Genomic DNA, 24,340 nt, shown 5'->3' with positions numbered 1-24,340 from the left:
TGTACTCACATTAGGGGTTAAGTTTTAGTCAAAAAACCTCAGAAAAACGGGCGCTTTCTTACTAGAAAGCGCCCGTTTTCTTTACCTGCTAGATACAGCTATCGATCGTCAGATTATCGTACCAGATTTGCTTAGCTATTCGATTGTTTGATCGGCTTATCCGTCAACTTACGCACAAATAAATTATAATTTTCATGTTTTTCCACATACACCTGCTCCCCTAAATCAATAAAACCATCTAACGCAACAGCATCGTACCAAACCCCATCAATTTCAATCTTTCCCGCCGGGCGTAAAACTGTTCGCGCTATACCATTTTTGTTGATTAACCCCGCTTTTTGCGGCGAAGACGTGTATCCGACAGCGGATTGCTGTTCGTCCTCTAAAACTAACCGCTTAAAAGCCCGAGATTTCAACAGGTTCTTCCCAAAAAGCACCATCAAGACCACTGAAAGAATCATAGCGCCCGTTACAATCAAAAAGGAGTTCATCAATAACCCTGGTGTTGTTAGTTTAAAATCCAAAAAGTCGTTATCCACCATGGAAAATGCCAACCCGCACAGTACGCAGATAATACCCAGAATGCCGGCTATACCGAAGCCTGGGATCACAAACACTTCCAATATCAGCAGTACTACGCCAATAACAAAAACAGCAATCTCCCAATTATCCGCCAGCCCTTGCAAGTAAAGTGGTGCAAAAAAAAGAGCTCCGCAAATGAGCGCAACGACCAGGGCAAAACCAATACCAGGCGTCTGCAATTCAAAATAGATCCCGCCTATAATCCCCAAAATCAACAAGCCGCTAACCAGGGGGTTGATCAGAAAAGCGATCACGTGGTCGACAGCAGTAACGCGGTGTTGTAACACCTCCATCTGTGTGAGTTCAGCGTGTTTGTATAACCCATCTAAGTCGTTGACTTCAGCGCGAACAATCCCCGCTTTCATTGCCTCAGAAGCGGTCAATGTGAGAAGCTTCCCATCGGGTTTAAATTCCGGGACAGAAACCTCTGGATCGACAAAAGCTTCCGCAATCTTTGGATCTCTACCCTTAGCCTCGGCTGTCGCCCGCATCAACCCACGCATATACGATTGATATTTCTCCGGCATAATTTCGCCATTTTGGTTCACCACACTGGCAGCCCCCAAGCTACCACCGCTATGCATATAAATATCATCCGCTGCTAGGGAAATCAGAGCGCCAGCGGAGGCAGCGTTGTTGTTGATATATACGATTGTTCGCATCGGTGAATTTAACAAACACGAACGAATAGAATCCGCAAAGTTTACGGCTCCTCCAAAGGTATTAAGCTCTATCAAAAAAACGATAGATTTATTAGCAGTTGCCTGTTCATGGGCTAATTTTACAGTGCGCCAAGCATTCGGCCCAATCTCCTCTTTTAAATCCACTTTATACAATTTCTGAGCAAAAACAGTAGTAGATACCATCAAAAAAGTTAAAAGAAAAGCAACAAAGGATTTCGTAAATTTGTTCATATGGATAAGCTAATCGTATATCACTGCAATGACTAAATATACAATATATAAAGCATTTGAAAAAAAATTTCCGTTTCAAATATGGAAAATTGTAGCCGACACCTCCACACAATTGCTAGGAGTCGAATTACGCGGAGATGGCACACAACACGCCATCCTGTATGTATTGGATTTTCAAGGCAATTTACTGCTCGAAAACTTACAATTACCTGAAAAAGAGTGGACATTGGAAGCCTTACAACATCAAACCATTGTTCTTAAACGTGTTGGAGACAGCCATCCCGTAAAGGAAGGAATTCATTTACTGGATATACAGGGACAAACGCGTTACTTATCTCATGAATACACCTGGGTGGACACGTATCTTCATTACCTAAAAGTTCGTCATAGAAGTTTACAAAGTGGATTCGAAGAATACATTGACATCCGCGATGCCAAAAAAGTTCGCCAGACATCACCTATCCCTGAAGAGTTCTGTACGGCGGTCAAAATGCCTATACCCTATACCGGCAAGTTGCCCGACTATTTGCCCCACATACTTCCCCCTGATCAAGCGGATATCCCTTGGGTAAGTAGAGCACACGACAAACTCATATGGTCTTACCACCATAAAGATGGACAACACTATCATTTAAACCTTTGCATTTCGGATACATCAAAACTGTTGTACGAGCAACGTTTATTGACGGACATGCCTAAAATGATTCCCCAACCTTACTTTCAAGTTGGAAATCAAATATTCTTAATGTCATATAATAAACAGGAAATTGTTTCGTATTTAGTATAATTGCAACCGTATGAGAAAATCGAAAAGTAAATTAACCTATATGAAGTTGGGCTTTGTAGGTATTTTGTGTGTCCCATTTTCCTTATCAACGCTGGCCGCGGACAATCCGCGTCGCATTTCTTCCGGGTATTTTACCTCACCAGACTCCGTGGGAACTGAAGTCATTAACGGAGAAATATATATTATCCATCGAATAGAGTCCAAAGATACCTATTACGCATTGGGAAGACGTTACAAAGCACAGGTCAACACGATTATGTCGGTTAACAACAAAAAAAATCTGAAACCGGGGGATACGGTGAAAATTCCAACAGGCCGAAAACCGACAGCATCACTTGTTCAAACAACAGCAAGTAATAATTCAACGCAAGACCAGTCCAAAATATTGACGGAGTACAAGGTCGGCAAAAGCGAAACCTTGTATGCGATTTCAAGACGCTTTAATACGAGCGTGGATGCGATAAAGCAAATGAATAACTTATCGTCAAATTCTGTCAAGGAAGGACAAATGTTGAAAATACCAAATTCGGATTATCGAGAACCTCTCCCTGAAATCATAGAAACACCTGTAATCGACACGCCATCTCTCGCGGAACAACATGCTACCGATCTGGGCTTCGAAGCAAATCGTTATGGAATCCGGGAAAAACAGGAAAAAGGAATAGGTGTATGGATGGACAACTTGGAAACAGATGGTAAAAGTAATCTTGCTTTACATAAGACGGCTCCAATAGGCACCATTTTAAAGATTACGAACCCCATGACGAGAAATGTGACCTACGCAAAAGTGGTCGGCAAGTTCACCGATAATGCTGACACCCAAGATGCAATAGTCGTACTGTCGAAGTCAGCGGCATCATATATTGGAGCTTTAGACAGAAGATTTTTGATTGAAATAGCATATGGCGTACCTTTGCACTAATTATTATTATTTTTGCATTAATGAACAAACCATACGTTATTGGTATTGCTGGAAGTAGTGGCTCGGGTAAGACCTTTTTCTTAAAAAGTTTTTTGAATCATTTCCTTCCCGAACAAGTGACGCTCATTTCGCAGGATGATTATTACATCCCAGCAAATACGAAAACACAAGAAGAGAACCGACTTTACAATTTCGACCTTCCGACGGCGATCAATAGAGATGCTTTTTATCATGACATCAAACAGCTATTCGACGGCAACACGATTTATAGGGAAGAATACACCTTTAATAACCCCAATATTAAACCGAAAACACTGGAGATTAAACCAGCTCCTATACTTATTGTAGAGGGACTTTTCATTTTTCATTACGAAGAGGTAAACGAGTTACTGGATTTCCGTATATTTTTAGATGCCGAGGAGTCGGTAGCACTTCAAAGACGACTGAGACGCGATTTGATTGAACGGGGTTACGACCACGACGATGTCATGTACAAATGGATCAATCATGTCGTTCCATCCTACAATCAATACTTAGTGCCGTACAAGCCAATTTGCAACCTCGTCATCATCAATAATACCGATAATCCGCATATTATCGACGACGCTGCAAATAAGATCTCCGTCGATCTAAAAAATAAAAATTTAGACATTACTATAATTTAAATCAAATCTAAATAACTATCTTTGTACCGGAGATGGAACAGATAGAAACGCTTTTGGATCATACACAACAAAGCAACCCCTTTTTTGTCGAACTAAGAAAGGGGTTGTCCAATAATTCCGAAACGGGCTATTGTGTATTTAAGAAATGTTGCAAGAAGTACAAGCGGGGTAAACGCTGTAAAAAGTGTCCGAATCGTTAATGGTTTACAGCGTATTACTTCTCTACAAAATTTAAGTCTTTATCAAAGCTTTCCGGGAGGCGTGTAAGCGCAAAAATAGCGATGGCGGACAACAATAAGGTGACGAACATGGCTGCGTGGATTATGCCGAATTTCGGCACCAGCCATCCATATAACAGCGTGGAGGGTATCAACGCCCCACGCACAAAATTCGGTGCCGTAGTTGCGACCGTCGCCCGCAGGTTGGTACCGAATTGCTCGGCCGATATTGTTACGAATGTTGCCCAATATCCCACGCCAATTCCCATAAAAAAAGCCAGTACTAAAAACCTGGTCTCGGAAAGCCCCGTGCTGAAGAGATACCAGAGCGAAAAGAATATAATCAGGAGTTGGCAAATAAAAACTACTTTCTTTCGAGATTTTAATCGTTGCGCAAGCAAGCCAGCCCCAACATCCCCCAAGGAAATGCCTAAATAAGTGAACATTACTCCTTTTCCAGCACTCAACGGAACCTGAGCATGTAGTGCCTTTCCGATTTCTGGCGCCTGCGTAACAAGCACACCAACAACAAACCAAATAGGTAAACCAATACAGAGGCAATACAAATAACGAGTAAAACGTTCCCTTTGATTAAATAACATCCCTATATTTCCTTTTTCCACCTGTTGATTTCTGTTGTGCTGGAACAAGCCGGATTCGAATGTTCCTACACGCAGAAGCAGTAAACATAACCCCATACCCCCTCCAACGAAATAAGCTGTTCGCCAGCTGAACCACTCCGAAACAAAATAGGCCAAGATAGCTCCCAAGACACCGACTCCCGCCACAATCATGGTTCCATACCCTCGTTTACCTCTTGCCATACTCTCACTAACCAATGTAATTCCGGCGCCCAACTCACCAGCCAATCCTATTCCGGCCACAAACCGCACCCAAGCATACGTCCCTACATCTTGCACAAACCCATTATACACATTGGCAAGCGAATATAATAAGATCGATCCGAATAAGACTTTTAACCGGCCGTACTTATCGGCGATCACCCCCCACAATAGGCCGCCTAATAGTAAACCAGCCATTTGCATATTCAGTACAAATTCGCCATCGCTCCGCATTTGCGCATCGGTAATGCCCATATCTTTAAACGATTGCACTCGAACGATCGAAAAAATAATCAGGTCATATATATCGACAAAATATCCCAATGAGGCAACCATAACCAATAGCCACACTTTCCGGGGATGAAGTTCACTTTCCATACGTTTATATTTTGGTAGGCCAATTTACAATAAAAATTCATTCTATTCGTCCGGATATGATAGACAACCACCTCTTCATCCCATTGAAAGCTTACCACCGTGGCTCCCATCGCCCTTCTATCATCTTCCTATCATCCTGCCCTGCAGCTTGCTTACTAAGGCCGGGGTTTTGTATTTATTACAAGAATTAAACAGTAAGAACACTTGTTAACGTATCCAGAGTACTATCTTTGTGTTATGCGACTTTCTCCAAAGGCATTAAAATGGATATTGCGTGTTTATCCTCCATTCTTCTTCCAGCGAATATGGATACGGAAGGTGCATGCCAATTTTCAACAAGTTGATATCACCATCCATAAGAGTGTATTTAATATAAACGCCAACCGCACGATTTTCGGCGGAACGATCTTTTCTGCAGTGGATCCGATACATACTTTGCTCTTGGATCAGATCTTGCGCCGGTCCGGCGTTCAAAAGACAGTTACCTGGTTAAAATCGGCAAGCATTGACTACCGGAAGCCGGCGGCACATCATCTTTATTTCTCAATAATTTTAGCCCCCCAAGAGATCACTGAAGTGCTCCAGCAGATACAGCGATATGGAAAGGTGGTCAAAACATTTGAAATCAACATCCTGGACAAAAATGGTTTGCTTTGCGCGAGGTCAAACAACGAAATTTACATACGGGATTTGACCTTCGGAACAAAAAGCGGTAAATTCGACAATCTTCAACAAACATAAATACAAGCGTATGAAAAAGTCAATCATGGGCGCTACTGCCCTCTCTCTTCTTGCTATTACTTCCTGTCAAAACATCAAGGACCAAAAGAACGATCCGCAGGTATTATCTGCCAAAGCAATCGAAATACACGATCTGATTATGCCCCAAATTTCTACGTTTGATAAACACACCGTTTTCGTAGACTCGTTGTTGGGCAGTTTATCGGTTTTGAAAAAGGCCAACCCATCATTAGACACCAACGCAACACGGCAAGAATTGACAACATTAAAATCAGACCTCGAATCTGCAACCGACGACATGATGACTTGGATGAAGGAATACACGCCAGATAGCACAAATGCAGACTATCAAAAAGCAGAAGTTGACCGTATCACGCAATTGCAGTCCAAATTTGAAAAAGTTTCCAAAGATGCTGATCGTGTTTTAACCCCTTATACAACGAAGCCATGAGAATAACGTTCCACTTTAATCTTGGATTCGTATGTGCGTTAGCCGTCGCCGGTTGCACTGGAAAAACCCAAAAAAGACTGCCTTTTATCGGTGAAAGAGCGACAGAAGAACGCGTCGTAGACGGCAAAACTGTCGTTGATACAATCTATCATCAGATTCCCGATTTCAGTTTTTTAAACCAAGACAGTGCTGTGATCACTAACAAAACTTTTGATCACAAAATTTATGTGGCCAACTTTTTCTTCACCCATTGTCCCAGCATCTGCCCTACTATGCAACGCAATCTCTTACAAATTTATGAAAAATACAGGGGCAACGAACACGTAGCCTTTCTATCACATAGTATCGATTTCAAATTCGATTCGCCGAGCGTACTAAAAGCTTATGCAACGAAACTAGGTGTAAATGATGAACGTTGGCAGTTCGTCACGGGTAGTAAAAAAGATATCTATGGTATAGCCGATAAATATTTGGTATATACGAAGGAAGACACTTCTGCTCCCGGCGGTTACGATCATCAAGGTTACCTTGTACTAATTGATCAAAACAAACGCATCCGCGGAGCCTATGATGGCACCAACGATGAGCAGGTGCGCCAACTCTACTCCGATTTAGAAATCTTATTGCAGGAAAAATAACGCTATGTCGAACACACTTTGGTCGCTATCGATAATCGGCATACTATGCATTATCATAGGGTATTCATGCCAGCCCAACGTGAGTATAGAAACTGCACAATATGCGGCTAATGGGAAAAAATTATACGGAATCCACTGCCAAAACTGCCATGGTGCATCGGGAGAAGGCTTAGGGGCTTTATATCCACCGTTAACGGATACGATCTATCTAAAAGACAACCGTTCCATCTTGGCCTGCATTGTCAAAAATGGACTAAATGCACCCGTCGTCGTGCAGGGCCAAACATTTGAAGGCACGATGCCAGGCGTTCCGCAGCTGACACCGGTCGAAATCGCCTATATCCTGACTTACGTCACCACCAGATTTGGTAACAGCACCGAAACCTATACACAAGAAGAGGTAAATCGAGCTCTCAAAGACTGTCGATAGACAAAAAACTAAGTTTGTGCAAACGTCTATTTGTTTTGAATGGGTGTCCCCTACGTGCGGTAAGCAAACACTCCTATTTTAGTAACGAAGGAAATCACGCTTTGTGGACCGATAGGTTTACGGGCTTTCCAAAAAAATAAAGGTTTCCAAACGGGGAGAATGGAAACCTTCTACTAACCAATTATAAACCTAAATTATGATGCTCAAAGATACACCAATTGCAGCATCTTCACAAATCATTTAAATCATTTAACAAAGATTTAACACAATAAAAACACCTGTATTTATACGCTTTTATAACAAATATTTGACATTTCTAGCATTAACTTTTCACTACATTTGCAACCGAATGAACGTTCAATTGCTAAATAAGAAAGAAGCGATCTTCGAGAGCACGTTAAAACTGATTAATGAATACGGCTTTCACGGGACTCCCATGAGTCAAATTGCTTCGCGCGCAAATGTGGCTACCGGTACCATCTATCACTATTTTACGTCGAAAGACGAATTGATCTTAGAACTTTTTAAATACTGTCGAGAGAAGACAAACGATCATATTTTCAACGTGGATCAGGATCTCCCGTATAAGGAGAAATTTTTTTTTATCTGGAATCGTTTGGTCGACTATTATATCGCCAATAAAGAAATTTTTTGGTTCATCGAACAATTTTACTCTTCTCCGTATTATGAACTCATACAACAGAAGAAAAATCCAACATATTATGGAGTCGATCGAATGCGATTGTTTTTTGAAGAGGGTATAACGTCCGGAATTATCCGGGATGTGAGCTTCTATACCATGGTATCCATTTACATCGGGACGGCTACATCTCATGTAAAAATGGTGACCTATGGTTTTTGCAAAATGCGGGCTAAGGGCCGCGAAGATTTATTAGAAATAATTTGGAATGGTGTTAAAAATCAATAATATGAGATTCAAAAAAGCTGCTTTATCCGTATTCCTTGCTTCGTGTATGATAGGATATACACATGCACAAACTAGCCAGGATCCTGGAAAACTCAATAACAATGCCACATTAGACGAACTTATTGGTTACGCATTGCGTAATAAGATCGAACTAAAACAAGTGCAAATAGACAAAGAAATTGGTGAACGCGAAATTGCCTCCGCACTGTCGGGATGGTTTCCCCAGATCAATGCCACTGGATCCCTAGCCCACGCAATACAGATTCCGACCAACGTGATCGATGGCAGAGCGATTCAGATGGGACAGAAAAATACTAGCTCTCTCTCGGTCCGCGGGGATCAAGCTATTTTGAGTCCAGAACTCTTCCAAGCCTCCCGTGCATCTCAATACATTCGCGAACAAAACAATTTGAACATTGAAAGCGCGCGCATAAACACGGTTGTTGATGTCAGCAAAGCATATTATGACATACTCGCATCTGAAGAGTCGATCCACATTATTAATGAAAATATCGCTCGATTGCAACGGCAATATACGGAAGCCAATGCTCGGTATGAAACAGGGCTCGTCGATAAAACAGATTATAAAAGAGCACAGATTTCGTTAAACAATGCACAGGCTGAACTGAAAACGGCAAAGGAAATGCGACACTACAAGTACGATTACCTCAAAATGCTGTTAGGTATGCCGGTAAAAGAAGACATCAGCCTTTCTTTTGAAAACCAAGCGTTAGAAAGCAACATCTTGTTGGACACTACAGAGATCTTAAATTTTGCCAATCGGGTCGAATACAAACAAACGGAGACGCTGCGTAATATTCAGAAACTGAATACACAATATCAGAAATGGAAATTTCTACCACAACTGGGCGCCTATGCCGTTTATAATGCAAATTACTTTAACAATAAGTTTGGTGATCTATATAGTAATAATTTTCCCAGTTCTTCAGTAGGGCTCTCTCTTTCTATTCCGATTTTCACCGGCACCAGACGCATACAAGAAATCCGGAAATCTGAATTACAAGAAGAACGTATCGAATTGGATTTACAAAACCTCGAAAACCAAATCGGCACCGAATATTCGGCTGCCATGGCAAGCTATCGTTCCAACATGAATGCTTGGCGTAATGCAAAAGACAACATGGAACTATCCGAGGATGTATATAACACGATCAAATTACAATATGATGCAGGCGTCAAAACTTACCTCGAGCTGATGACAGCTGAGACCGATCTAAAAACAAGTCAATTGAACTACTTGAATGCATTATACGCCGTGCTGTCAAGTAAATTAGATATCCAAAAAGCATTAGGGACTGTCGAAGTAACAGAATAAAGAAAACTACCTTATCAATCAAAGAAATATACGAAACCATGAATAAGAACTATTTATTTTCCGCACTAATCATAGGTTCAGGACTGCTTTGGCAATCCTGTGGATCAAAAGAAGGATCCAAACAACAACAAGCAGCAGCTCAGGGGCAGGCCGCTGTCCCAGTGACCACGACCACAGTAGAGAAGCAGATCGTTTCGGGTATTAAAAGCTATCCTGCAAGTGCTGTGCCGATGCAAGAAACGCAAATATTCGCGGAAGTAAGCGGTTACATTACGAAGATATATATCAGCGACGGCGCTTTCGTTTCGAAAGGACAGCCCCTCTATGAAATAGACCGGATTCGCTACCAGGCGGCTGTGGATCAAGCAGAGGCAAATCTCGAAATAGCAAAAGCTAATTTACAGCGGGTAGAAAAAGATCTTTCCAGGTACCAAACCTTGGCGGAAAAAGACGCGATTGCAAAACAAACTTTAGACTACGCATTCACGGATGTGAATAACCAGAAGGCACAGGTCCAAGCAGCTCGAGCTGCACTGACCACGGCGCAGACGAACCTCCAACGTTCCGTCATCCGTGCTCCTTTCTCGGGCGCTGTCGGCATCTCTCAGGTTCGTAGTGGTGCGTTGGTGAACGCGGGCACAACGCTGTTGAATACCATCAGTTCGATCGATCCCATCGCCGTAGAATTTCAGATCAATGAACGTGAGATTTCAGAGTTTGCAGCCTATCAATCGGGTAAGTCGGCTACGGAGATTACCGTTTCCCTTCCGGATGGCGTAGCTTATGAACAATCCGGCAAAGTGGCCATCATAGACAGAGCTGTTGATCCAAGTACCGGAACACTTACTGTACGTGCTACTTTTCCGAATGGTCAGAATGCCCTACGCGCCGGTATGAATCTTACCATGAACGTAAAAAGCACCTCGCCTACCGAACAATTGGTGATCCCCTTCAAAGCAGTACAGGATCAATTGGGTGTTTATAACGTTTATGTCGTCAACGATAGCAGCAAAGCTGAAATACGTCCCGTCCAGCTGGGATTAAAAATAGACGATAAAGTCGTTGTCAACTCCGGTGTGGAAGCAGGTGAAAAAATTGTCGTCGACGGCATTATGAATGTGAGACCAGGAGCCCAAGTTGCCGAAAGTGCTCCCCAAAAATAATTGTCGAAGATCTAAACAAAGAATAGTATGATATCAGAAGTTTTTATAAAAAGGCCAGTCACGGCAATCGTTATTTCGATATTAATCATGATTATCGGTACGATTTCCATCATGACGTTGCCGATTAGTCAATACCCGTCCATCGCTCCTCCGACAGTAACCGTAACAGCTAACTATACCGGAGCCGATGCGCAAACGGTAGAACAAACAGTAACAACTCCCATCGAAAGTCAGATCAACGGTACGCCGGGAATGATTTATATGTCGTCCAACAGTACGTCGAATGGTCAATCCAGTATAACAGTTACTTTCGAAGTGGGGACGGACATCGATATCGCCACACTCGACGTGCAAAACCGCGTGGGTATCGCCGAACCGTCGCTGCCAGAAGCAGTACGCCGTTTGGGTGTTACAACCCGTAAGGCAAATACCGATATCCTGATGTTGGTGTCGCTCGTTTCGCCCAAAGGCAGTCGGGATGATAAATTTTTGGCAAACTATGCCAACTTATATGTGAAGGACGCCATCATGCGGGTGAAAGGGGTCGGAGACGTTACGGCATTTGGACAACCCTTTTCGATGCGGGTTTGGCTTGATGCGAACAAGTTGACGACATTAAATCTGACACCCGCGGATGTTTCTACTGCTATTTCGGAGCAGAACCTCCGTATGCCCGGAGGATCTGTCGGTGCACCTCCATTGCAAAATGCACAGGTATTCGAGTACCCAGTCATTACCGACTCGGATCTTTCTTCGGTAGAGGATTTTGAAGAGATCATTGTTAAGTCGAACGCCGATGGTTCAATCGTACTCTTAAAAGATGTAGCACGTGTCGAATTGGGGCAGTTCAGTTATGCAACCAGTACCCGTACCGATGGAATGATATCAACAGGTATGATGGTTGCTCAGACCCCCGGTGGAAATGCGGTGGAAACTGCGGAAGGGATTTATTCCACTCTAGAAAACTTAAAAAAATCGTTCCCTGCGGATGTGGACTATGTGGTTGGGTACGAAACGGTTTCGGTCGTTCACGCATCTATTGATTCTGTAATTCACACGTTGGTTGAAGCTCTATTATTGGTCACCGTAGTTGTGTTCTTCTTCCTGCAATCATGGCGAGCAACCTTGATTCCTGTCCTAGCAATTCCGGTTTCTGTTGTGGGTACATTCATTTTCTTTACCCTGTTCGGGTTCTCCATCAACAACTTAACATTGTTGGCATTCGTATTAGCAATCGGTATCGTCGTGGATGACGCGATCGTCGTTGTAGAGGCTGTACAGCACTATATAGACCACTATAAGATGAGCGCGCGCGATGCGACCATGCACGCTATGAAAGATATCACCGCTCCCGTTATCGCTATTGCTTTGATTTTAGCGGCCGTATTCGTTCCGGTAGGTTTTATACCGGGCATGGTGGGAAAACTCTACCAGCAATTCGCGATCACAATTGCTGTGTCTGTAATGCTTTCGGCATTCGTCGCTTTATCGCTCACACCAGCGCTTTGTTCCCTGTTGCTAAAACCAACTGCGGTCAACAAAGATGCGAAAGGACTAAATAAGTTCTTCTACAAATTCAATTTATGGTTTGAACGCGTGACACATAAATACTCCCGAGGAGTAAGAGTATGTATTCGTAGAGCGCCTTTGGCCTTGATTATCTTACTCTGTATATTCATAGGGACGGGATATATGTTTAAAACGAAGCCCACAGGTTTTATCCCCACCGAAGATAACGGTGCATTCTTTGCTGGAGTAACATTACCGGAGGGGTCGTCAGCTAGTCGTACCAACGAGGTATTAACCGAACTGAATGAACAGTTCAGAAAAGACTTTCCCGAGATCGAACATATCACTTTAATTGCTGGAATTAACATCCTGAACAGATCTTTCAAATCCAACGCAGCGACACTTTTCGTCGCCTTAAAACCTTGGGCTACGCGTACCCGTACCGCCGCTGATATCACAGGTGCAATTATGGGAAAATACGCCGGTTATAACAAAGCACGTGTACTTGCCGTGACACCCCCGGCTATTCCGGGTTTAGGTACCTCTGGTGGTTTTTCGTTGATGATCCAAGACCAACAAACTGTAGACATTAAACAGTTTGAAGCCGTAGTCGGAAAGTTTTTGGCAGCGGCAAATCAACGTCCCGAAATCGGCATGGCCTATACCCTATTTAACTCCAATTCGCCCAACTTCAAGATCTCGGTGAACCGAGAACAAGCAAAGAAAATGCAGGTTCCTGTATCCTCTGTTTACAGCACCATTTCAGCTTATCTCGGATCTGCCTACATCAACGATTTTACACGTTATGGTCGTAACTTCCGCGTCGTAACGCAAGCAGACAACCAATATCGGATGAATATTGAAGACATCAACAAGTTGTATGTAAACAACAACAAAGGGATGTCCGTTCCATTGAGCACATTGGTAACTTGGGAACTGGTGCAGAATCCATCGATCATCAATCACTACAACATCTTCAGAAGCATCGAAGTCAGCGGTTCTGCAGCACCTGGTTATAGCTCGGGTGATGCCCTTGCGGCATTGCGAGAGGTGGCCGAGCAAACGTTGCCAAATGGTTACAGTTATGACTTCTCTGGATTATCTTTGCAGGAAAGCCAATCCGGAAATACAACTGTCATGATTTTCGCCTTGTGTATTATATTCGTGTTTCTTTTGCTTGCTTCTCTTTATGAAAGCTGGTCGGTGCCCTTCTCTATTTTGTTGTCCGTGCCAATCGGTATTTTCGGCGCCATTTTGACGTTGATGTTTATCCCAAGCTTGGATAACAATATATACGCCCAAATTGGTTTGGTTACAATCATTGGTCTTGCCGCGAAGAACGCTATCTTGATCGTGGAGTTTGCCAAAGAGCGTGTCGACATTGGCATGCCGCTCCTCGATGCAATCTTGGATGCCGTCAAGTTGAGGCTTCGTCCGATTATTATGACATCCTTTGCGTTCATTTTAGGTATTATTCCATTAATGATATCTTCTGGCGCCGGTGCATTTGCACGTAAAACTATTGGCTGGACAGTTTTTGGGGGGATGGCGGCAGCCACCTTGCTGGCTATTTTTATTGTCCCCGTGTTGTTTTACGTGATCACAAAACTAGCCTATGGCAAGAAAAAGTTAGCCGAACTAGAAGCGTCTTTTGATCCAGAAAAAGCAAAGAATCTCAGTGCTCACTAGCGGATTATAGACAGATAAAAAAACGTCTCCTATTTCTTAGGAGACGTTTTTTTATCTGTCTATCGCTGTTGTGTTCTTAATCCAATCACCATTATTCCTATCAACTATTTGAATCCCACAAAAGATGCGAAACAAAGATGCTTATGTAACACGTCAACATGTTTAAATCCAACCTTCCTAAGGAGATCCAATTGATAGATTAGATCCCTAGGTGTATCTTCTTTCTCAATATAAGCAAATACATGGTCGCGGTACACTTCATCTTTCAGGGCAGTAAGATACTCGCCATATAAATGATCATATACATATTCTTGAAGTTGTCCATCACGTTGATATACCAAGTCAAAAATCCAGATGCTCCCTCCGTTTTTCAACAAACCATACAGTTTCTGAAAAGCCTGTTGCCAATCCTGCTCATCGCGCAAGTGGTGCAGCACTGCTGTCGCAATAATAACGTCGTATGAGTTTTCCGTTAGCTGAAGCGTTCGAAAGTCGCCTTTTCTTGTTGTGACCGTGCCTTTTGTTACCCCTTGAATACGTTCCATCGCCCGATCGAGCATCGGTTGACTTAAATCGACCAAGGTCACGTCAACGGATGAAACCTTCTGTAACAGCTTAACCGGATAATTTCCTGCACCGCAGCCTACATCCAAAACCGATTTTAAGTTGGGGTATCGGCGCGCAATCGCTTCTGTAATCAACTCCATATTGAACTTTGCGTCAAGGGTTGTTTGCTGGCCGGTCTCCAAGTTCGAGAAACGATCGACATCCTGATCGAACCGTTCTTCAATTTCTTTAATTGTTGATTTCATTTCATCTGTCTATTTTTCAAATGTAGTTTTCTTATCAATACCTTAAAAATACTATATTTATCATCTATTGATACCTTATACGCATGGAACTTCGTCATCTCCGTTATTTCGTTACATTAGCTGAAGAACTCCATTTTGGACGGACAGCAAAACGGTTGTACATTTCGCAACCGCCTCTTAGCCGACAAATCAAAGATTTAGAAAACGAATTGGGTGTTACGCTTTTTCTACGGGACAATAAACGGGTTGAACTGACGGCGGCAGGGAGGTTCTTTTATCAAGAGGTTCAGACATTGTTGCAACGGCTACAACTCGCCCAAGAACATGTCAATCTCTTGCATCAGTCATTATCAGGCGAAGTAAAAATAGGCTACATCAGTTCCATCGACAAGACAAAACTTGGTCAACTGTTGCACTTACTACAAGAGATTTACCCTTTTCTACAAACTAAGCTGTACGAATTACCCAGCGAGCGCCAGGTAACCGCGTTAAAAAACAACAAAATGGATATCGGCATCATACGGGCACCAAACTACGCTGCACAATTGCAGACCGAAAAGCTGTATGCCGATGGTTTCGCATTGGCTTATCCAGCAGACTGGAAGCTCCCGAACGAGCGGGAGCAATTAGGCGCACTGCCATTTATTTCTTATCATGCCGACTACGCGCCTATCTATCATAGCCAAATGCTTGCCTATTGCGCACACGTCGGGTTTACACCTATGTTACGTCACGAATGCAACAACATCGCCTCCATCCTCGAACTTGTTCATCTACACACGGGCATCGCCGTCGTGCCGAAAAGTGTTCAGTCACAGTATAATCATCTTGCTATAAATTTTTTAAATTTGGACGAATCGGCTATCCAAACGGATATTTTGCTGGCCTATATGAAGGATCAACAGCATCCGGCGTTTTCGGTGCTGCATCAATTAATCATCAATATATTCAAACAATGAAACTGTATACCATCGATACCGGATTTTTTAAATTGGACGGAGGAGCTATGTTTGGTGTGGTTCCCAAATCAATTTGGCAGAAAACAAATCCCGCAGACGAGCGTAACTTATGCACATGGGCCAACCGACTTCTCCTTATTGAAGATGGTAGGCAATTGATCTTGATTGACACCGCGATCGGTGATAAACAAGATGATAAATTTTTCAGTCATTACTTTTTACATGGCGACGCCACATTAGATGGATCACTTGCCCGCCACGGTTTCCATCGAGATGACGTCACCGACGTTATTCTGACTCACCTTCATTTTGACCATTGCGGCGGCGCGGTACAACGCGCAGGCGACAGGCTTGTGCCCGCATTTAAAAATGCAAGATATTGGAGTAATGAAAAGCATTGGAATTGGGCAATACACCCCAACCCGAGAGAAAAGGCCTCTTTTTTGAAAGAAAACATCCTTCCCCTACAGGAAAGTGGACAACTTCATTTTATACCTGAAGGTCAGCCATTTTCAGACAATATTGCCATTCGTTACGCCCATGGACATACCGAAGCCATGATGCTCCCCCAAATCAAGTACAACGGAAAAACAATACTTTATATGGCAGATTTACTTCCCTCGGTCGGCCATATTCCCTTGCCCTATGTGATGAGCTATGACATCCGTCCACTGACCACCATGGAGGAACGGCAGCAGTATTGGTCCGAATTGGTCAGTCAGGAGTATATCTTGTTTCTGGAACACGACCCCGTCCACGCCTGCTGTACGTTACAACATACCGAAAAGGGTATACGACTGAAAGATACCTTTACGTTAGCTGAGTTATAGACATTGTAAACAAAAAGCCGTCCTGCGAACGGAACGGCTTTTTGTACTTTTTTTATGTTAACCTACCGGCTCTAAATATTGTGCATAACAATATCCTTCTTCCCCATCCTTCGTTCGTACTAACCACCATTGGTCATTAGCACGACTAATGAGTATAATCACCTCATCTTTAGCGGCTTTTCCGACAATCGGTTGATCCGTTCCGGGTCCTTTCCGAATATTTAGATTGGAGCTTTGCGTGATGACACGCACTTGACTTCCAGCGACGGCCGAAGATACATCAACATTCATCACCACATCACCTGTCAAGAAATTTGGATCAATTTGGTTATAAATGTCCCAAAGTTTATTTTTAACATCTGCATTTGGTGCTGTCCCCCGAATTTGCAATACACCTTCTTGTTCTGCATATTGCAAATCTTCGATCCCTGATGCTTTCGCCGTGTCCAAAAGCACTTTATATTTATCTAGTAATCCCATAGCTTTCTTTGTTAGTTATTTTACGGTTAAGGCTGACATATCCACTTTTTTGGGATTCAGTGCGTCCAACGCCATTTTGAGCGGCTGCACACGAGCTTGTTCAATCGAACCCGTTACGGTGATGATACCACCTTTGACTTCCGCTTTAACCGTAGGATAGTCTTTCGTTGCATCGACGACTTTCGCTGTTAAATCCGCATCATCGGTACTGGTCACGATAGGTGCTGTTTCTACAGTCAATTCGTTAATCACCGACTTGACGTGTTTCGCATCTGCATTCTTTGCGGCCTCCGCGAGGCTGTTTTTCTCTTCCTCCGAAGCGACGGTTCCCGAAAGCGTCACAACACCTTCTTTCACACTGACCACAACGTTGGGATTACTTGCCGTTACGCTCTCTACCTTCGCTTTCAAGTCGGCGTCCGAAACCTTAGGCTTACAGGAAATAACGCTAACCGCCAGTAATGTACCCAATAACATAGAGGGCCATGTCTTGTTTAAAATCTTCATCATGCTAAATTCTGTTTAAAGAGTAGAACCATACATTCTTTCCCTAGTAAACAATAAGCGAAGAAGATTGTTTGGTTCGATAAAAAAAGGATGTTGACTGGAAGAATTAGCTGATCGCCAGGAGTTCCTGTGATACACCATTAAAATAAATATGTCCTCCCACAGATTTACCCATCAAAAGCTTTCCAATAGGCGATGAAGGTGAGATAACCATATAAGTTTTTTGGTCAAGAAGTATTTGTCCTATGCTGATCGCTACGAAATAGGCCATTGCACTCGTAAAGATCACCGTGCCCAATCCCACATACTCTTTTCTTTCCAGCGGGAGCTGTTCCAGGATGGTCTTGTCCTTTCGCGCCTGAGATAATTGGGTTTGATAGCGATTGAGATCTTGTTGAACCATCTCCCGGGAAATTTCATATTTGTCCCCAGCACTGCTTTTCGTATCATTCTCTATAGCTTCCTGCGCTTGTTCAATAGCATGCATAATTTCTGCTATTCGATCTGTAGTCTTCTTTAGACAACGGGCCACAAGCTCTTTTTTACAGTTCATATCCATACGCAAATATACAAGTACTGATGAATAGATTCGCTGTACGAACGAACGCCTGCAAAAAATCCCTAACGACACTTCATCTCATAAAAAACGCCAAACAGTATGTTTGGCGTTTTTTATGTAGTTTAAAAGAACTTAATTCTTCAAAGCTTCCTTTACATTTTCCGCTTTGCGTTCTGCATCTTCGGCAACCTGGTTCGCTTTGTCTGCTGTTTTGTCGATTGCTCTATCAATTGCATTTCCAGTTGCTTTTGCCGCATCTTTCGTTGCATCGATAGCCTTGTTTGCTCCTTCTTCGACAGTATGTCCTGCAGATGCCGCTGCTGCCTTCACTTTATCCCACGCGGAGTTAGCATCATCCAGCGCCTTGCGAGCAGCTGTTTCTGCCTCTTTATCTCCTTTCTTTATCGCCGCATCCAATTCCTCTTGTGCCTTTTTTACTCTTGCCTCAGCTTCTTCAATTTCTTTGTCAATGGCAGCGTGCGCATGATCTGCATGCTCATCTATCGTATCCAAGGTATTATCCAACTGCTCTCCTGCCGATACTTCGCCGTCCGCGTTTTTATCTTTTGATGGATTATTGTTACAAGCTGCAAAACTAATTGCTCCGGCAACTACTGCTAATAAAGCTAATTTTTTCATGTTGCTTCTTTTTTTATTGTTAATGGTTAATAACTTCCACTAAACAATTTCCATACCAAAAGCAGGCGTGCTCTGCTATTTCGGATATACAGTCCCCTTTGCGGCTTCCAAGGTATTCTTTAACAATCCCACAATAGTCATCAATCCTACCCCACCTGGTACAGGCGTGATCCACGAAGCTTTCTTAGCAACAGGTTCGAAATCAACATCTCCGTAAAGTTTAAAACCAGATTTCGTTTCCGTAGAATCTTCCCGATTGATACCGACATCGATTACAATCGCCCCATCTTTAACCATATCGGCGGTGACAAAGTTTTTACGACCAATAGCTGCCACAACGATATCTCCCTCCAGCACCTCTTCCTTTAAATTGGCAGTACGGCTGTGTGTCAAGGTCACGGTACAATTTCCTGGATTACTGTTGCGCGCTAGTAAGATACTCATTGGCGATCCCACAATATTGCTGCGCCCCACGACCACGGCTTTCTTGCCTGTCGTGTCAATACCATAATGTTCCAACATAAGCAAAATACCATATGGCGTCGCCGGGACAAAACAAGGAAGGTTACGTTGCATGCGTCCTAAGTTAATCGGATGGAAACCGTCTACATCTTTCCGGTGATCGATTGCCTCTGTAATTTTATCCGGATCAATATGCTTCGGTAAAGGCAACTGTACAATTAGTCCGTCGATGGTAGGATCTTGGTTTATTTCCTTGATCTTGGCAATAAGGTCCTCTTCTGTAACATCAACGTTGTAACGGATATTTGTAGACTCGAAGCCAACAAGCTCACAATTGCGCATTTTGCTTGCTACATAGGTTTCACTACCGCCATCGTTACCTACTAAAATGGCTACCAAATGGGGCTTGCGACCGGTCTTTGCGGTAAAAAGCTCCGCTTCTTTTTTAATATCTTCTTTGATTTTCGCTGATACCAGCTTTCCGTCTAATAAATTCATGTTTAATTATGGAGTAGTACGTTTTCTATTTTCGCGCCGTTAATCAAGCTTTAAGACAGCCATGAATGCTGACTGCGGAATTTCAACATTCCCTACTTGGCGCATGCGTTTTTTACCTTTCTTTTGCTTTTCCAGAAGCTTCCGTTTACGCGAAATATCTCCCCCGTAACACTTTGCCGTTACGTCCTTCCGTAATGCGGATATGGTTTCACGTGCAATAATCTTCGCCCCGATAGACGCTTGTATCCGGATTTCGAATTGCTGACGGGGTAATAATTCTTTCAACTTTTCGCAGATCTTTTTGCCGAATTCATACGCATTGCTCCGGTGAATTAAAGAAGACAATGCATCGACGGGTTCGTCGTTCAACCGAATATCCAATTTTACAAGATCCGACTTTCGGTATCCCACTTGATGGTAGTCAAAAGACGCGTATCCCTTGGAAATCGTCTTTAACTTATCATAAAAGTCGAATACAATTTCACCCATTGGCATCTCGAACACCAACTCAACACGATCGGACGTCAGATAGGACTGGTTAATGATAGTCCCTCGTTTCTGTATACACAAAGACATCACCGGACCTACAAAATCCGACTTGGTAATAATATTCGCTTTAATGTAAGGCTCTTCAATAAAGTCCAGTTTACTCGGATCAGGTAAATCAGATGGATTATGTACGGTAATTTCCTCTTGATCTTTGGTTAGAAACGCTTTATAGGACACGTTGGGAACCGTGGTGATAACCGTCATATTAAATTCCCGCTCCAAGCGCTCCTGGATAATTTCCATGTGTAACATGCCCAGAAAGCCGCAACGGAAGCCAAACCCCAATGCAGCGGATGATTCGGGTTCGAATACAAGTGACGCATCATTCAACTGCAGGCGATGCATGGATTCACGAAGTTCTTCAAAATCCTCTGTATCAACAGGATAAATACCAGCAAAAACCATAGGCTTCACTTCTTCGAACCCTTGGATAGCTTCGGTACAAGGTCGCTCTCTGTGTGTGATCGTATCACCGACTTTCACTTCTCGGGCTTCTTTTATCCCAGAAATGATATACCCCACATCTCCCGTCCGGATCACATCCTTAGGTACCTGGTTCAGTTTTAAGGTGCCAATTTCGTCGGCAAAGTATTCTTTTCCTGTCGCAACAAACTTTACTTTATCTCCTTTTCGGATCTCGCCATTTTCGACTTTAAAATAAGCCATGATACCCCGAAACGAATTAAAAACCGAATCAAAAATCAAAGCCTGCAGCGGTGCCTGTGGATCACCCACAGGTGCGGGAATGCGTTCAACAATAGCCTGTAAGATATCGGGGACACCCATACCTGTCTTGCCTGACGCAGGAATAATATCTTCACGTTTTCCCCCGATAAGGTCAATAATTTGATCCTTCACCTCTTCTGGCATCGCTCCAGGAAGGTCCATCTTATTCAAAATCGGAATAATTTCCAGATCATGCTCTAATGCCAAATATAAGTTTGAAATCGTCTGTGCCTGAATACCTTGCGAAGCATCCACAATGAGCAAAGCTCCTTCACAGGCAGCAATCGAACGCGAAACCTCATACGAAAAGTCTACGTGTCCGGGTGTGTCAATCAAATTCAGTATATAGTGCTCACCGTCCTTCGTATACTCCATCTGAATCGCATGTGATTTGATGGTAATGCCCCGCTCACGCTCCAAATCCATATTATCCAACAACTGCGCCTGCGCCTCCCGCTGCGAGATGGTATTTGTATATTCCAGCAAACGGTCCGCCAAGGTACTCTTACCGTGGTCAATATGTGCGATAATACAAAAATTACGTATATGCTTCATACAGGTTTTTATCCAATAATTCTAAATGGCAAATATAATTTTTTTAAGGCAGATAATTGCGGATTAATACGGAAATAAAAAAGCACGGGTTCGTCCATCGAAGTTAGATCCAGTAACTTCAGCATATAAGCTTTTCCAAAAAGAATATCCCTTACAGCTTCATGCTTAACGTTGAGGAAGTTGACGAGCACATCCTAACGGTGAGTTTCCCAAGGCAACGGATTGCGAAACCTCGTATTTTCTTATACAGGGCTAGAAGTAACATGGTTGCTTACGCCAATTTTTCGATCAGCCATCGACGCCTCTAGGAAACACCGTCGACTCCGCTTCGTACCATCGACGGTTCGTCTTCGACAGCGCTTCGACTCCTGTTCGACTGCCCTTCGACACCCAGCCGAAGAAAAGCCGAAGCCAAGCAGAAGAACAGCCGAAGCAGTCCCGAAGCAGTCCCGAACAACTCTCGAACAACTCTCGAAGAGCAGTCGAACAACTCTCGAACAACTGTCGAATGGTGTTACTCCTTATTGTGTACAAGTTATTGAATTACTTCTGAATTGTCTATTTACGCAAATTTTCTATTTCTGTTTTTAAGCTTACCGTGGTTAAAAGGTATTTTGTAGACGCAGGCGAAAGCAGCTTCGACGCATTCCCGTATATCTCGATTGCACCTTTTTATACAAATAGCTGATCAGTGCAGGCCGTTGAGACAGATCCATCCATCCAACGCGATTAGCGCTCGACTGATTGTCAAAGTAACGCCAACGCAGCTCACAAATCCTTACAAAAATACCGCATATTTCCATATGCGGTTTATTCAAGTTATTGTTAGTTGGTAGTTAAATGTCGTTTATAACTTCTCTCCGTGCTGTGAAAGATCCAGCCCCTCTTCTTCTTCATGTTCGCTGACGCGCAATGGTGTAATCAAGTCGGTCACCTTTAATAATACAAAGGCCAAAACCAATATAAATACGCTCGCGCCGATAAGCCCGATAAAATGTGCTGTGAACAAGCCTGTTTCACCATAATATAGTCCATTTGTTTCTACAGCGCCGTTGATAGCAGAATGGGCAAACACCCCGGTCAAAATCATACCGACCATTCCGCCTACACCATGACTCGGAAAAACATCCAAGGTATCGTCAATATTTGATTTGGTTCGCCAGTCAATCAATAGACGGCTGATAATAGCAGCTATCGCTCCGATTACGATGGAATGAGGGACAGTGACAAAACCCGCAGCCGGTGTAATGGCCACCAAGCCGACAACGACGCCGATGCACGTTCCCATCGCGGACGGCTTTGTACCACGAGCAGCGTCAAATAAAATATACATCACCGCAGCTGCTCCAGACGCCGCCGTTGTCGTAGCCAACGCTGTGGCTGCCAGCGCTGTAGCTCCAAATGCAGAACCTGCATTGAAACCAAACCAGCCGAACCACAACAACCCAGTTCCCAAGAGCACATAGGTGATGCGCGCTGGCGTATGTTCTTTACAACCTTTGCCCTGTTTTAGATAGATTGCCGAGGCCAAAGCGGTTAATCCGGCGGACATATGAACCACTGTCCCACCGGCAAAATCCAATACCCCCATTTTAAACAACACACCATCTGAATGCCATGTCGCGTGTGCTAAAGGCGCGTATATAAAAATAAAGAACAGACAAATAAATAGAATATAGGATGTAAAGCGGATACGCTCTGCAAATGCCCCTGTAATAAGAGCTGGTGTAATAATTGCGAATTTCAATTGATACATAGCAAATAATGCAAACGGAATAGTAGGAGCGCCGTCCCAGGGCTTATGATCCAATACGCCATCGAACATGAAAAATGTCATCGGATTTCCAATGATACCTCCAACGGTATCTCCAAACACTAAGCTAAATCCAAATACAATCCATATTACCGCAACCACGGCCATACAGATAAAACTCTGCAACATTGTCGAAATTACGTTCTTTTTCTTCACCATACCTCCGTAGAAATAGGCTAAACCGGGTGTCATGATCAACACGAGCGCTGTAGAGGTTAGCATCCAGGCGACATCTGATGCATTATAATCATAGGCAGTGGTATTCGAGGGCAAGGAAGGATTAAAAAAGGCGGCAATTACAATAATCACCATAATAACAAAAGGAAATAATGATTTTTTCTGAGACGTTGACATACATTTATAATTTTACTATGCAATTATATACAATATCAACAACAAATCAATATTTTTTTTAAAAAAACGTCAAAATATGTCCGAAAAAATTAAATTAAACGAAATTATACAGAAAAAATATACAAAAACACAAAAAACAATATCAAAAAAAATACAGAAGCAACCATTAATGAACGACAAAAATCCCTTTTAGACAGAAGCCGTACCAAATTCGTATATTTGTTTTAAAAGAAAGAAGGTTTTCACACAAAAATGCATCTCTGGAAACCCTATATCAATTAAAAGATGCGGGATTCAACATTACGATCAACGAAACCGTCCATACGTTGACGCGACGTGAATTGATCGAAGCCAGCGCTAATGCTGACGTAGTTTTCAACGTCGAAAAAGTTGACCTGAATCAA

Annotated in this window: 23 protein-coding genes; 13 read left to right on the top strand and 10 right to left on the bottom strand. The window is 43.0% G+C overall.

Features of this window, described 5'->3' with window-relative positions; translation table 11 throughout:
* Positions 1-131 precede the first annotated feature (131 nt).
* Positions 132-1,496, bottom strand: coding sequence for an NfeD family protein (locus tag ACFSR5_RS01095; protein ID WP_380899825.1), 1,365 nt, complete (start codon positions 1,494-1,496; stop codon positions 132-134).
* A 28-nt stretch (positions 1,497-1,524) separates the two neighbouring features.
* Here ACFSR5_RS01095 and ACFSR5_RS01090 point away from each other — a divergent pair, with 28 nt between their 5' ends.
* Genes ACFSR5_RS01090 through ACFSR5_RS01080 form a run of 3 tightly spaced genes read left to right on the top strand, consistent with a single transcriptional unit; the run spans position 1,525 to position 3,870 of the window.
* Positions 1,525-2,283: a hypothetical protein gene (locus ACFSR5_RS01090; RefSeq protein WP_380899823.1), complete on the top strand. Its 759-nt coding sequence runs from the start codon at positions 1,525-1,527 to the stop codon at positions 2,281-2,283.
* Between the two features lie 10 nt (positions 2,284-2,293).
* A complete protein-coding gene (locus ACFSR5_RS01085) occupies positions 2,294-3,205 on the top strand; it encodes a LysM peptidoglycan-binding domain-containing protein (RefSeq protein ID WP_380899821.1) in 912 nt (303 codons plus the stop codon).
* 20 nt (positions 3,206-3,225) lie between these two features.
* Positions 3,226-3,870: a uridine kinase family protein gene (locus tag ACFSR5_RS01080; RefSeq protein WP_380899819.1), complete on the top strand. Its 645-nt coding sequence runs from the start codon at positions 3,226-3,228 to the stop codon at positions 3,868-3,870.
* 214 nt (positions 3,871-4,084) lie between these two features.
* On the opposite strand, the gene ACFSR5_RS01075 is transcribed toward ACFSR5_RS01080, so the two are convergent.
* Positions 4,085-5,308 carry an MFS transporter gene (locus ACFSR5_RS01075; RefSeq protein ID WP_380899817.1) on the bottom strand — a complete coding sequence of 408 codons (1,224 nt, stop codon included), beginning with the start codon at positions 5,306-5,308 and terminating at the stop codon, positions 4,085-4,087.
* A 237-nt stretch (positions 5,309-5,545) separates the two neighbouring features.
* Between ACFSR5_RS01075 and ACFSR5_RS01070 the strand changes: the two genes are divergently transcribed.
* The 8 genes from ACFSR5_RS01070 (at position 5,546) to ACFSR5_RS01035 (ending at position 14,193) form a co-directional block, all read left to right on the top strand.
* Positions 5,546-6,049, top strand: coding sequence for a DUF4442 domain-containing protein (locus tag ACFSR5_RS01070; protein WP_380899815.1), 504 nt, complete (start codon positions 5,546-5,548; stop codon positions 6,047-6,049).
* Positions 6,050-6,059: 10 nt separating this feature from the next.
* Positions 6,060-6,500 carry a transposase gene (locus tag ACFSR5_RS01065; RefSeq protein WP_380899813.1) on the top strand — a complete coding sequence of 147 codons (441 nt, stop codon included), beginning with the start codon at positions 6,060-6,062 and terminating at the stop codon, positions 6,498-6,500.
* On the top strand, positions 6,497-7,138 hold the full coding sequence (locus ACFSR5_RS01060; protein WP_380899811.1) for an SCO family protein: 642 nt from the start codon (positions 6,497-6,499) through the stop codon (positions 7,136-7,138). The genes ACFSR5_RS01065 and ACFSR5_RS01060 overlap by 4 nt, the downstream gene beginning before the upstream one ends.
* Before the next feature lie 4 nt (positions 7,139-7,142).
* Entirely contained in the window at positions 7,143-7,568 is a 426-nt protein-coding gene (locus ACFSR5_RS01055; protein WP_380899809.1) for a c-type cytochrome, read from the top strand.
* A gap of 349 nt (positions 7,569-7,917) precedes the next feature.
* Complete coding sequence (locus ACFSR5_RS01050; RefSeq protein ID WP_380899807.1) at positions 7,918-8,496, top strand: TetR/AcrR family transcriptional regulator; 579 nt, start codon at positions 7,918-7,920, stop codon at positions 8,494-8,496.
* Position 8,497: 1 nt separating this feature from the next.
* Positions 8,498-9,832 (top strand): TolC family protein, encoded by a 1,335-nt coding sequence (locus tag ACFSR5_RS01045; RefSeq protein WP_380899805.1) that lies wholly within the window; start codon positions 8,498-8,500, stop codon positions 9,830-9,832.
* A gap of 38 nt (positions 9,833-9,870) precedes the next feature.
* Positions 9,871-10,995 (top strand): efflux RND transporter periplasmic adaptor subunit, encoded by a 1,125-nt coding sequence (locus ACFSR5_RS01040; protein WP_380899803.1) that lies wholly within the window; start codon positions 9,871-9,873, stop codon positions 10,993-10,995.
* 27 nt (positions 10,996-11,022) lie between these two features.
* Complete coding sequence (locus ACFSR5_RS01035; RefSeq protein WP_380899801.1) at positions 11,023-14,193, top strand: efflux RND transporter permease subunit; 3,171 nt, start codon at positions 11,023-11,025, stop codon at positions 14,191-14,193.
* 104 nt (positions 14,194-14,297) lie between these two features.
* Here ACFSR5_RS01035 and ACFSR5_RS01030 read toward each other — a convergent pair whose 3' ends face one another.
* Positions 14,298-15,005 (bottom strand): class I SAM-dependent methyltransferase, encoded by a 708-nt coding sequence (locus tag ACFSR5_RS01030; RefSeq protein ID WP_380899799.1) that lies wholly within the window; start codon positions 15,003-15,005, stop codon positions 14,298-14,300.
* Between the two features lie 83 nt (positions 15,006-15,088).
* On the opposite strand from ACFSR5_RS01030, the gene ACFSR5_RS01025 reads away from it, so the two are divergent.
* Positions 15,089-15,964: a LysR family transcriptional regulator gene (locus ACFSR5_RS01025; protein WP_380899797.1), complete on the top strand. Its 876-nt coding sequence runs from the start codon at positions 15,089-15,091 to the stop codon at positions 15,962-15,964.
* Complete coding sequence (locus ACFSR5_RS01020) at positions 15,961-16,794, top strand: MBL fold metallo-hydrolase (protein ID WP_380899795.1); 834 nt, start codon at positions 15,961-15,963, stop codon at positions 16,792-16,794. Before ACFSR5_RS01025 ends, ACFSR5_RS01020 begins: the two co-directional genes overlap by 4 nt.
* 57 nt (positions 16,795-16,851) lie before the next feature.
* Here the strand turns inward: ACFSR5_RS01020 and ACFSR5_RS01015 are convergent, their stop codons facing one another.
* The 7 genes from ACFSR5_RS01015 to ACFSR5_RS00985 all read right to left on the bottom strand — a co-directional run bounded on the left by ACFSR5_RS01015 (position 16,852) and on the right by ACFSR5_RS00985 (position 23,936).
* On the bottom strand, positions 16,852-17,274 hold the full coding sequence (locus ACFSR5_RS01015) for an SH3 domain-containing protein (protein WP_380899793.1): 423 nt from the start codon (positions 17,272-17,274) through the stop codon (positions 16,852-16,854).
* A 15-nt stretch (positions 17,275-17,289) separates the two neighbouring features.
* On the bottom strand, positions 17,290-17,784 hold the full coding sequence (locus ACFSR5_RS01010) for a BON domain-containing protein (protein WP_380899791.1): 495 nt from the start codon (positions 17,782-17,784) through the stop codon (positions 17,290-17,292).
* Between the two features lie 103 nt (positions 17,785-17,887).
* Positions 17,888-18,334, bottom strand: a complete 447-nt coding sequence (locus tag ACFSR5_RS01005; RefSeq protein WP_380899789.1) for a hypothetical protein — start codon at positions 18,332-18,334, stop codon at positions 17,888-17,890.
* 138 nt (positions 18,335-18,472) lie between these two features.
* Positions 18,473-18,979: a hypothetical protein gene (locus tag ACFSR5_RS01000; RefSeq protein ID WP_380899787.1), complete on the bottom strand. Its 507-nt coding sequence runs from the start codon at positions 18,977-18,979 to the stop codon at positions 18,473-18,475.
* 75 nt (positions 18,980-19,054) lie between these two features.
* The gene (locus tag ACFSR5_RS00995) at positions 19,055-19,939 is read right to left on the bottom strand and encodes a bifunctional 5,10-methylenetetrahydrofolate dehydrogenase/5,10-methenyltetrahydrofolate cyclohydrolase (RefSeq protein ID WP_380899785.1); all 885 of its coding nucleotides are present in this window, start codon (positions 19,937-19,939) and stop codon (positions 19,055-19,057) included.
* Positions 19,940-19,978: 39 nt separating this feature from the next.
* Positions 19,979-21,769, bottom strand: a complete 1,791-nt coding sequence (gene lepA / locus ACFSR5_RS00990) for a translation elongation factor 4 (RefSeq protein ID WP_380899783.1) — start codon at positions 21,767-21,769, stop codon at positions 19,979-19,981.
* 847 nt (positions 21,770-22,616) lie between these two features.
* Entirely contained in the window at positions 22,617-23,936 is a 1,320-nt protein-coding gene (locus ACFSR5_RS00985; RefSeq protein ID WP_380899781.1) for an ammonium transporter, read from the bottom strand.
* Between the last annotated feature and the right edge of the window lie 404 nt (positions 23,937-24,340).

Source organism: Sphingobacterium suaedae, from assembly GCF_042684625.1.
In the GTDB taxonomy this organism is placed as follows: Bacteria; Bacteroidota; Bacteroidia; order Sphingobacteriales; family Sphingobacteriaceae; genus Sphingobacterium; species Sphingobacterium suaedae.
The sequence above is the reverse complement of the archived record's forward strand: the minus strand, read 5'-3'. Positions and strand labels throughout refer to the sequence as shown.

What these genes read in the sequence shown, in the direction of transcription:
- ACFSR5_RS01055 (WP_380899809.1), top strand. Translation starts at nt 7,143, where the DNA reads ATGTCGAACACACTTTGGTCGCTATCGATAATCGGCATACTATGCATT.
- ACFSR5_RS00985 (WP_380899781.1), bottom strand. Translation starts at nt 23,936, where the DNA reads ATGTCAACGTCTCAGAAAAAATCATTATTTCCTTTTGTTATTATGGTG.
- ACFSR5_RS00995 (WP_380899785.1), bottom strand. Translation starts at nt 19,939, where the DNA reads ATGAATTTATTAGACGGAAAGCTGGTATCAGCGAAAATCAAAGAAGAT.
- lepA (WP_380899783.1), bottom strand. Translation starts at nt 21,769, where the DNA reads ATGAAGCATATACGTAATTTTTGTATTATCGCACATATTGACCACGGT.
- ACFSR5_RS01035 (WP_380899801.1), top strand. Translation starts at nt 11,023, where the DNA reads ATGATATCAGAAGTTTTTATAAAAAGGCCAGTCACGGCAATCGTTATT.
- ACFSR5_RS01095 (WP_380899825.1), bottom strand. Translation starts at nt 1,496, where the DNA reads ATGAACAAATTTACGAAATCCTTTGTTGCTTTTCTTTTAACTTTTTTG.
- ACFSR5_RS01050 (WP_380899807.1), top strand. Translation starts at nt 7,918, where the DNA reads ATGAACGTTCAATTGCTAAATAAGAAAGAAGCGATCTTCGAGAGCACG.
- ACFSR5_RS01010 (WP_380899791.1), bottom strand. Translation starts at nt 17,784, where the DNA reads ATGATGAAGATTTTAAACAAGACATGGCCCTCTATGTTATTGGGTACA.
- ACFSR5_RS01080 (WP_380899819.1), top strand. Translation starts at nt 3,226, where the DNA reads ATGAACAAACCATACGTTATTGGTATTGCTGGAAGTAGTGGCTCGGGT.
- ACFSR5_RS01015 (WP_380899793.1), bottom strand. Translation starts at nt 17,274, where the DNA reads ATGGGATTACTAGATAAATATAAAGTGCTTTTGGACACGGCGAAAGCA.
- ACFSR5_RS01060 (WP_380899811.1), top strand. Translation starts at nt 6,497, where the DNA reads ATGAGAATAACGTTCCACTTTAATCTTGGATTCGTATGTGCGTTAGCC.
- ACFSR5_RS01090 (WP_380899823.1), top strand. Translation starts at nt 1,525, where the DNA reads ATGACTAAATATACAATATATAAAGCATTTGAAAAAAAATTTCCGTTT.
- ACFSR5_RS01065 (WP_380899813.1), top strand. Translation starts at nt 6,060, where the DNA reads ATGAAAAAGTCAATCATGGGCGCTACTGCCCTCTCTCTTCTTGCTATT.
- ACFSR5_RS01020 (WP_380899795.1), top strand. Translation starts at nt 15,961, where the DNA reads ATGAAACTGTATACCATCGATACCGGATTTTTTAAATTGGACGGAGGA.
- ACFSR5_RS01075 (WP_380899817.1), bottom strand. Translation starts at nt 5,308, where the DNA reads ATGGAAAGTGAACTTCATCCCCGGAAAGTGTGGCTATTGGTTATGGTT.
- ACFSR5_RS01030 (WP_380899799.1), bottom strand. Translation starts at nt 15,005, where the DNA reads ATGAAATCAACAATTAAAGAAATTGAAGAACGGTTCGATCAGGATGTC.
- ACFSR5_RS01040 (WP_380899803.1), top strand. Translation starts at nt 9,871, where the DNA reads ATGAATAAGAACTATTTATTTTCCGCACTAATCATAGGTTCAGGACTG.
- ACFSR5_RS01085 (WP_380899821.1), top strand. Translation starts at nt 2,294, where the DNA reads ATGAGAAAATCGAAAAGTAAATTAACCTATATGAAGTTGGGCTTTGTA.
- ACFSR5_RS01005 (WP_380899789.1), bottom strand. Translation starts at nt 18,334, where the DNA reads ATGAACTGTAAAAAAGAGCTTGTGGCCCGTTGTCTAAAGAAGACTACA.
- ACFSR5_RS01025 (WP_380899797.1), top strand. Translation starts at nt 15,089, where the DNA reads ATGGAACTTCGTCATCTCCGTTATTTCGTTACATTAGCTGAAGAACTC.
- ACFSR5_RS01045 (WP_380899805.1), top strand. Translation starts at nt 8,498, where the DNA reads ATGAGATTCAAAAAAGCTGCTTTATCCGTATTCCTTGCTTCGTGTATG.
- ACFSR5_RS01070 (WP_380899815.1), top strand. Translation starts at nt 5,546, where the DNA reads ATGCGACTTTCTCCAAAGGCATTAAAATGGATATTGCGTGTTTATCCT.
- ACFSR5_RS01000 (WP_380899787.1), bottom strand. Translation starts at nt 18,979, where the DNA reads ATGAAAAAATTAGCTTTATTAGCAGTAGTTGCCGGAGCAATTAGTTTT.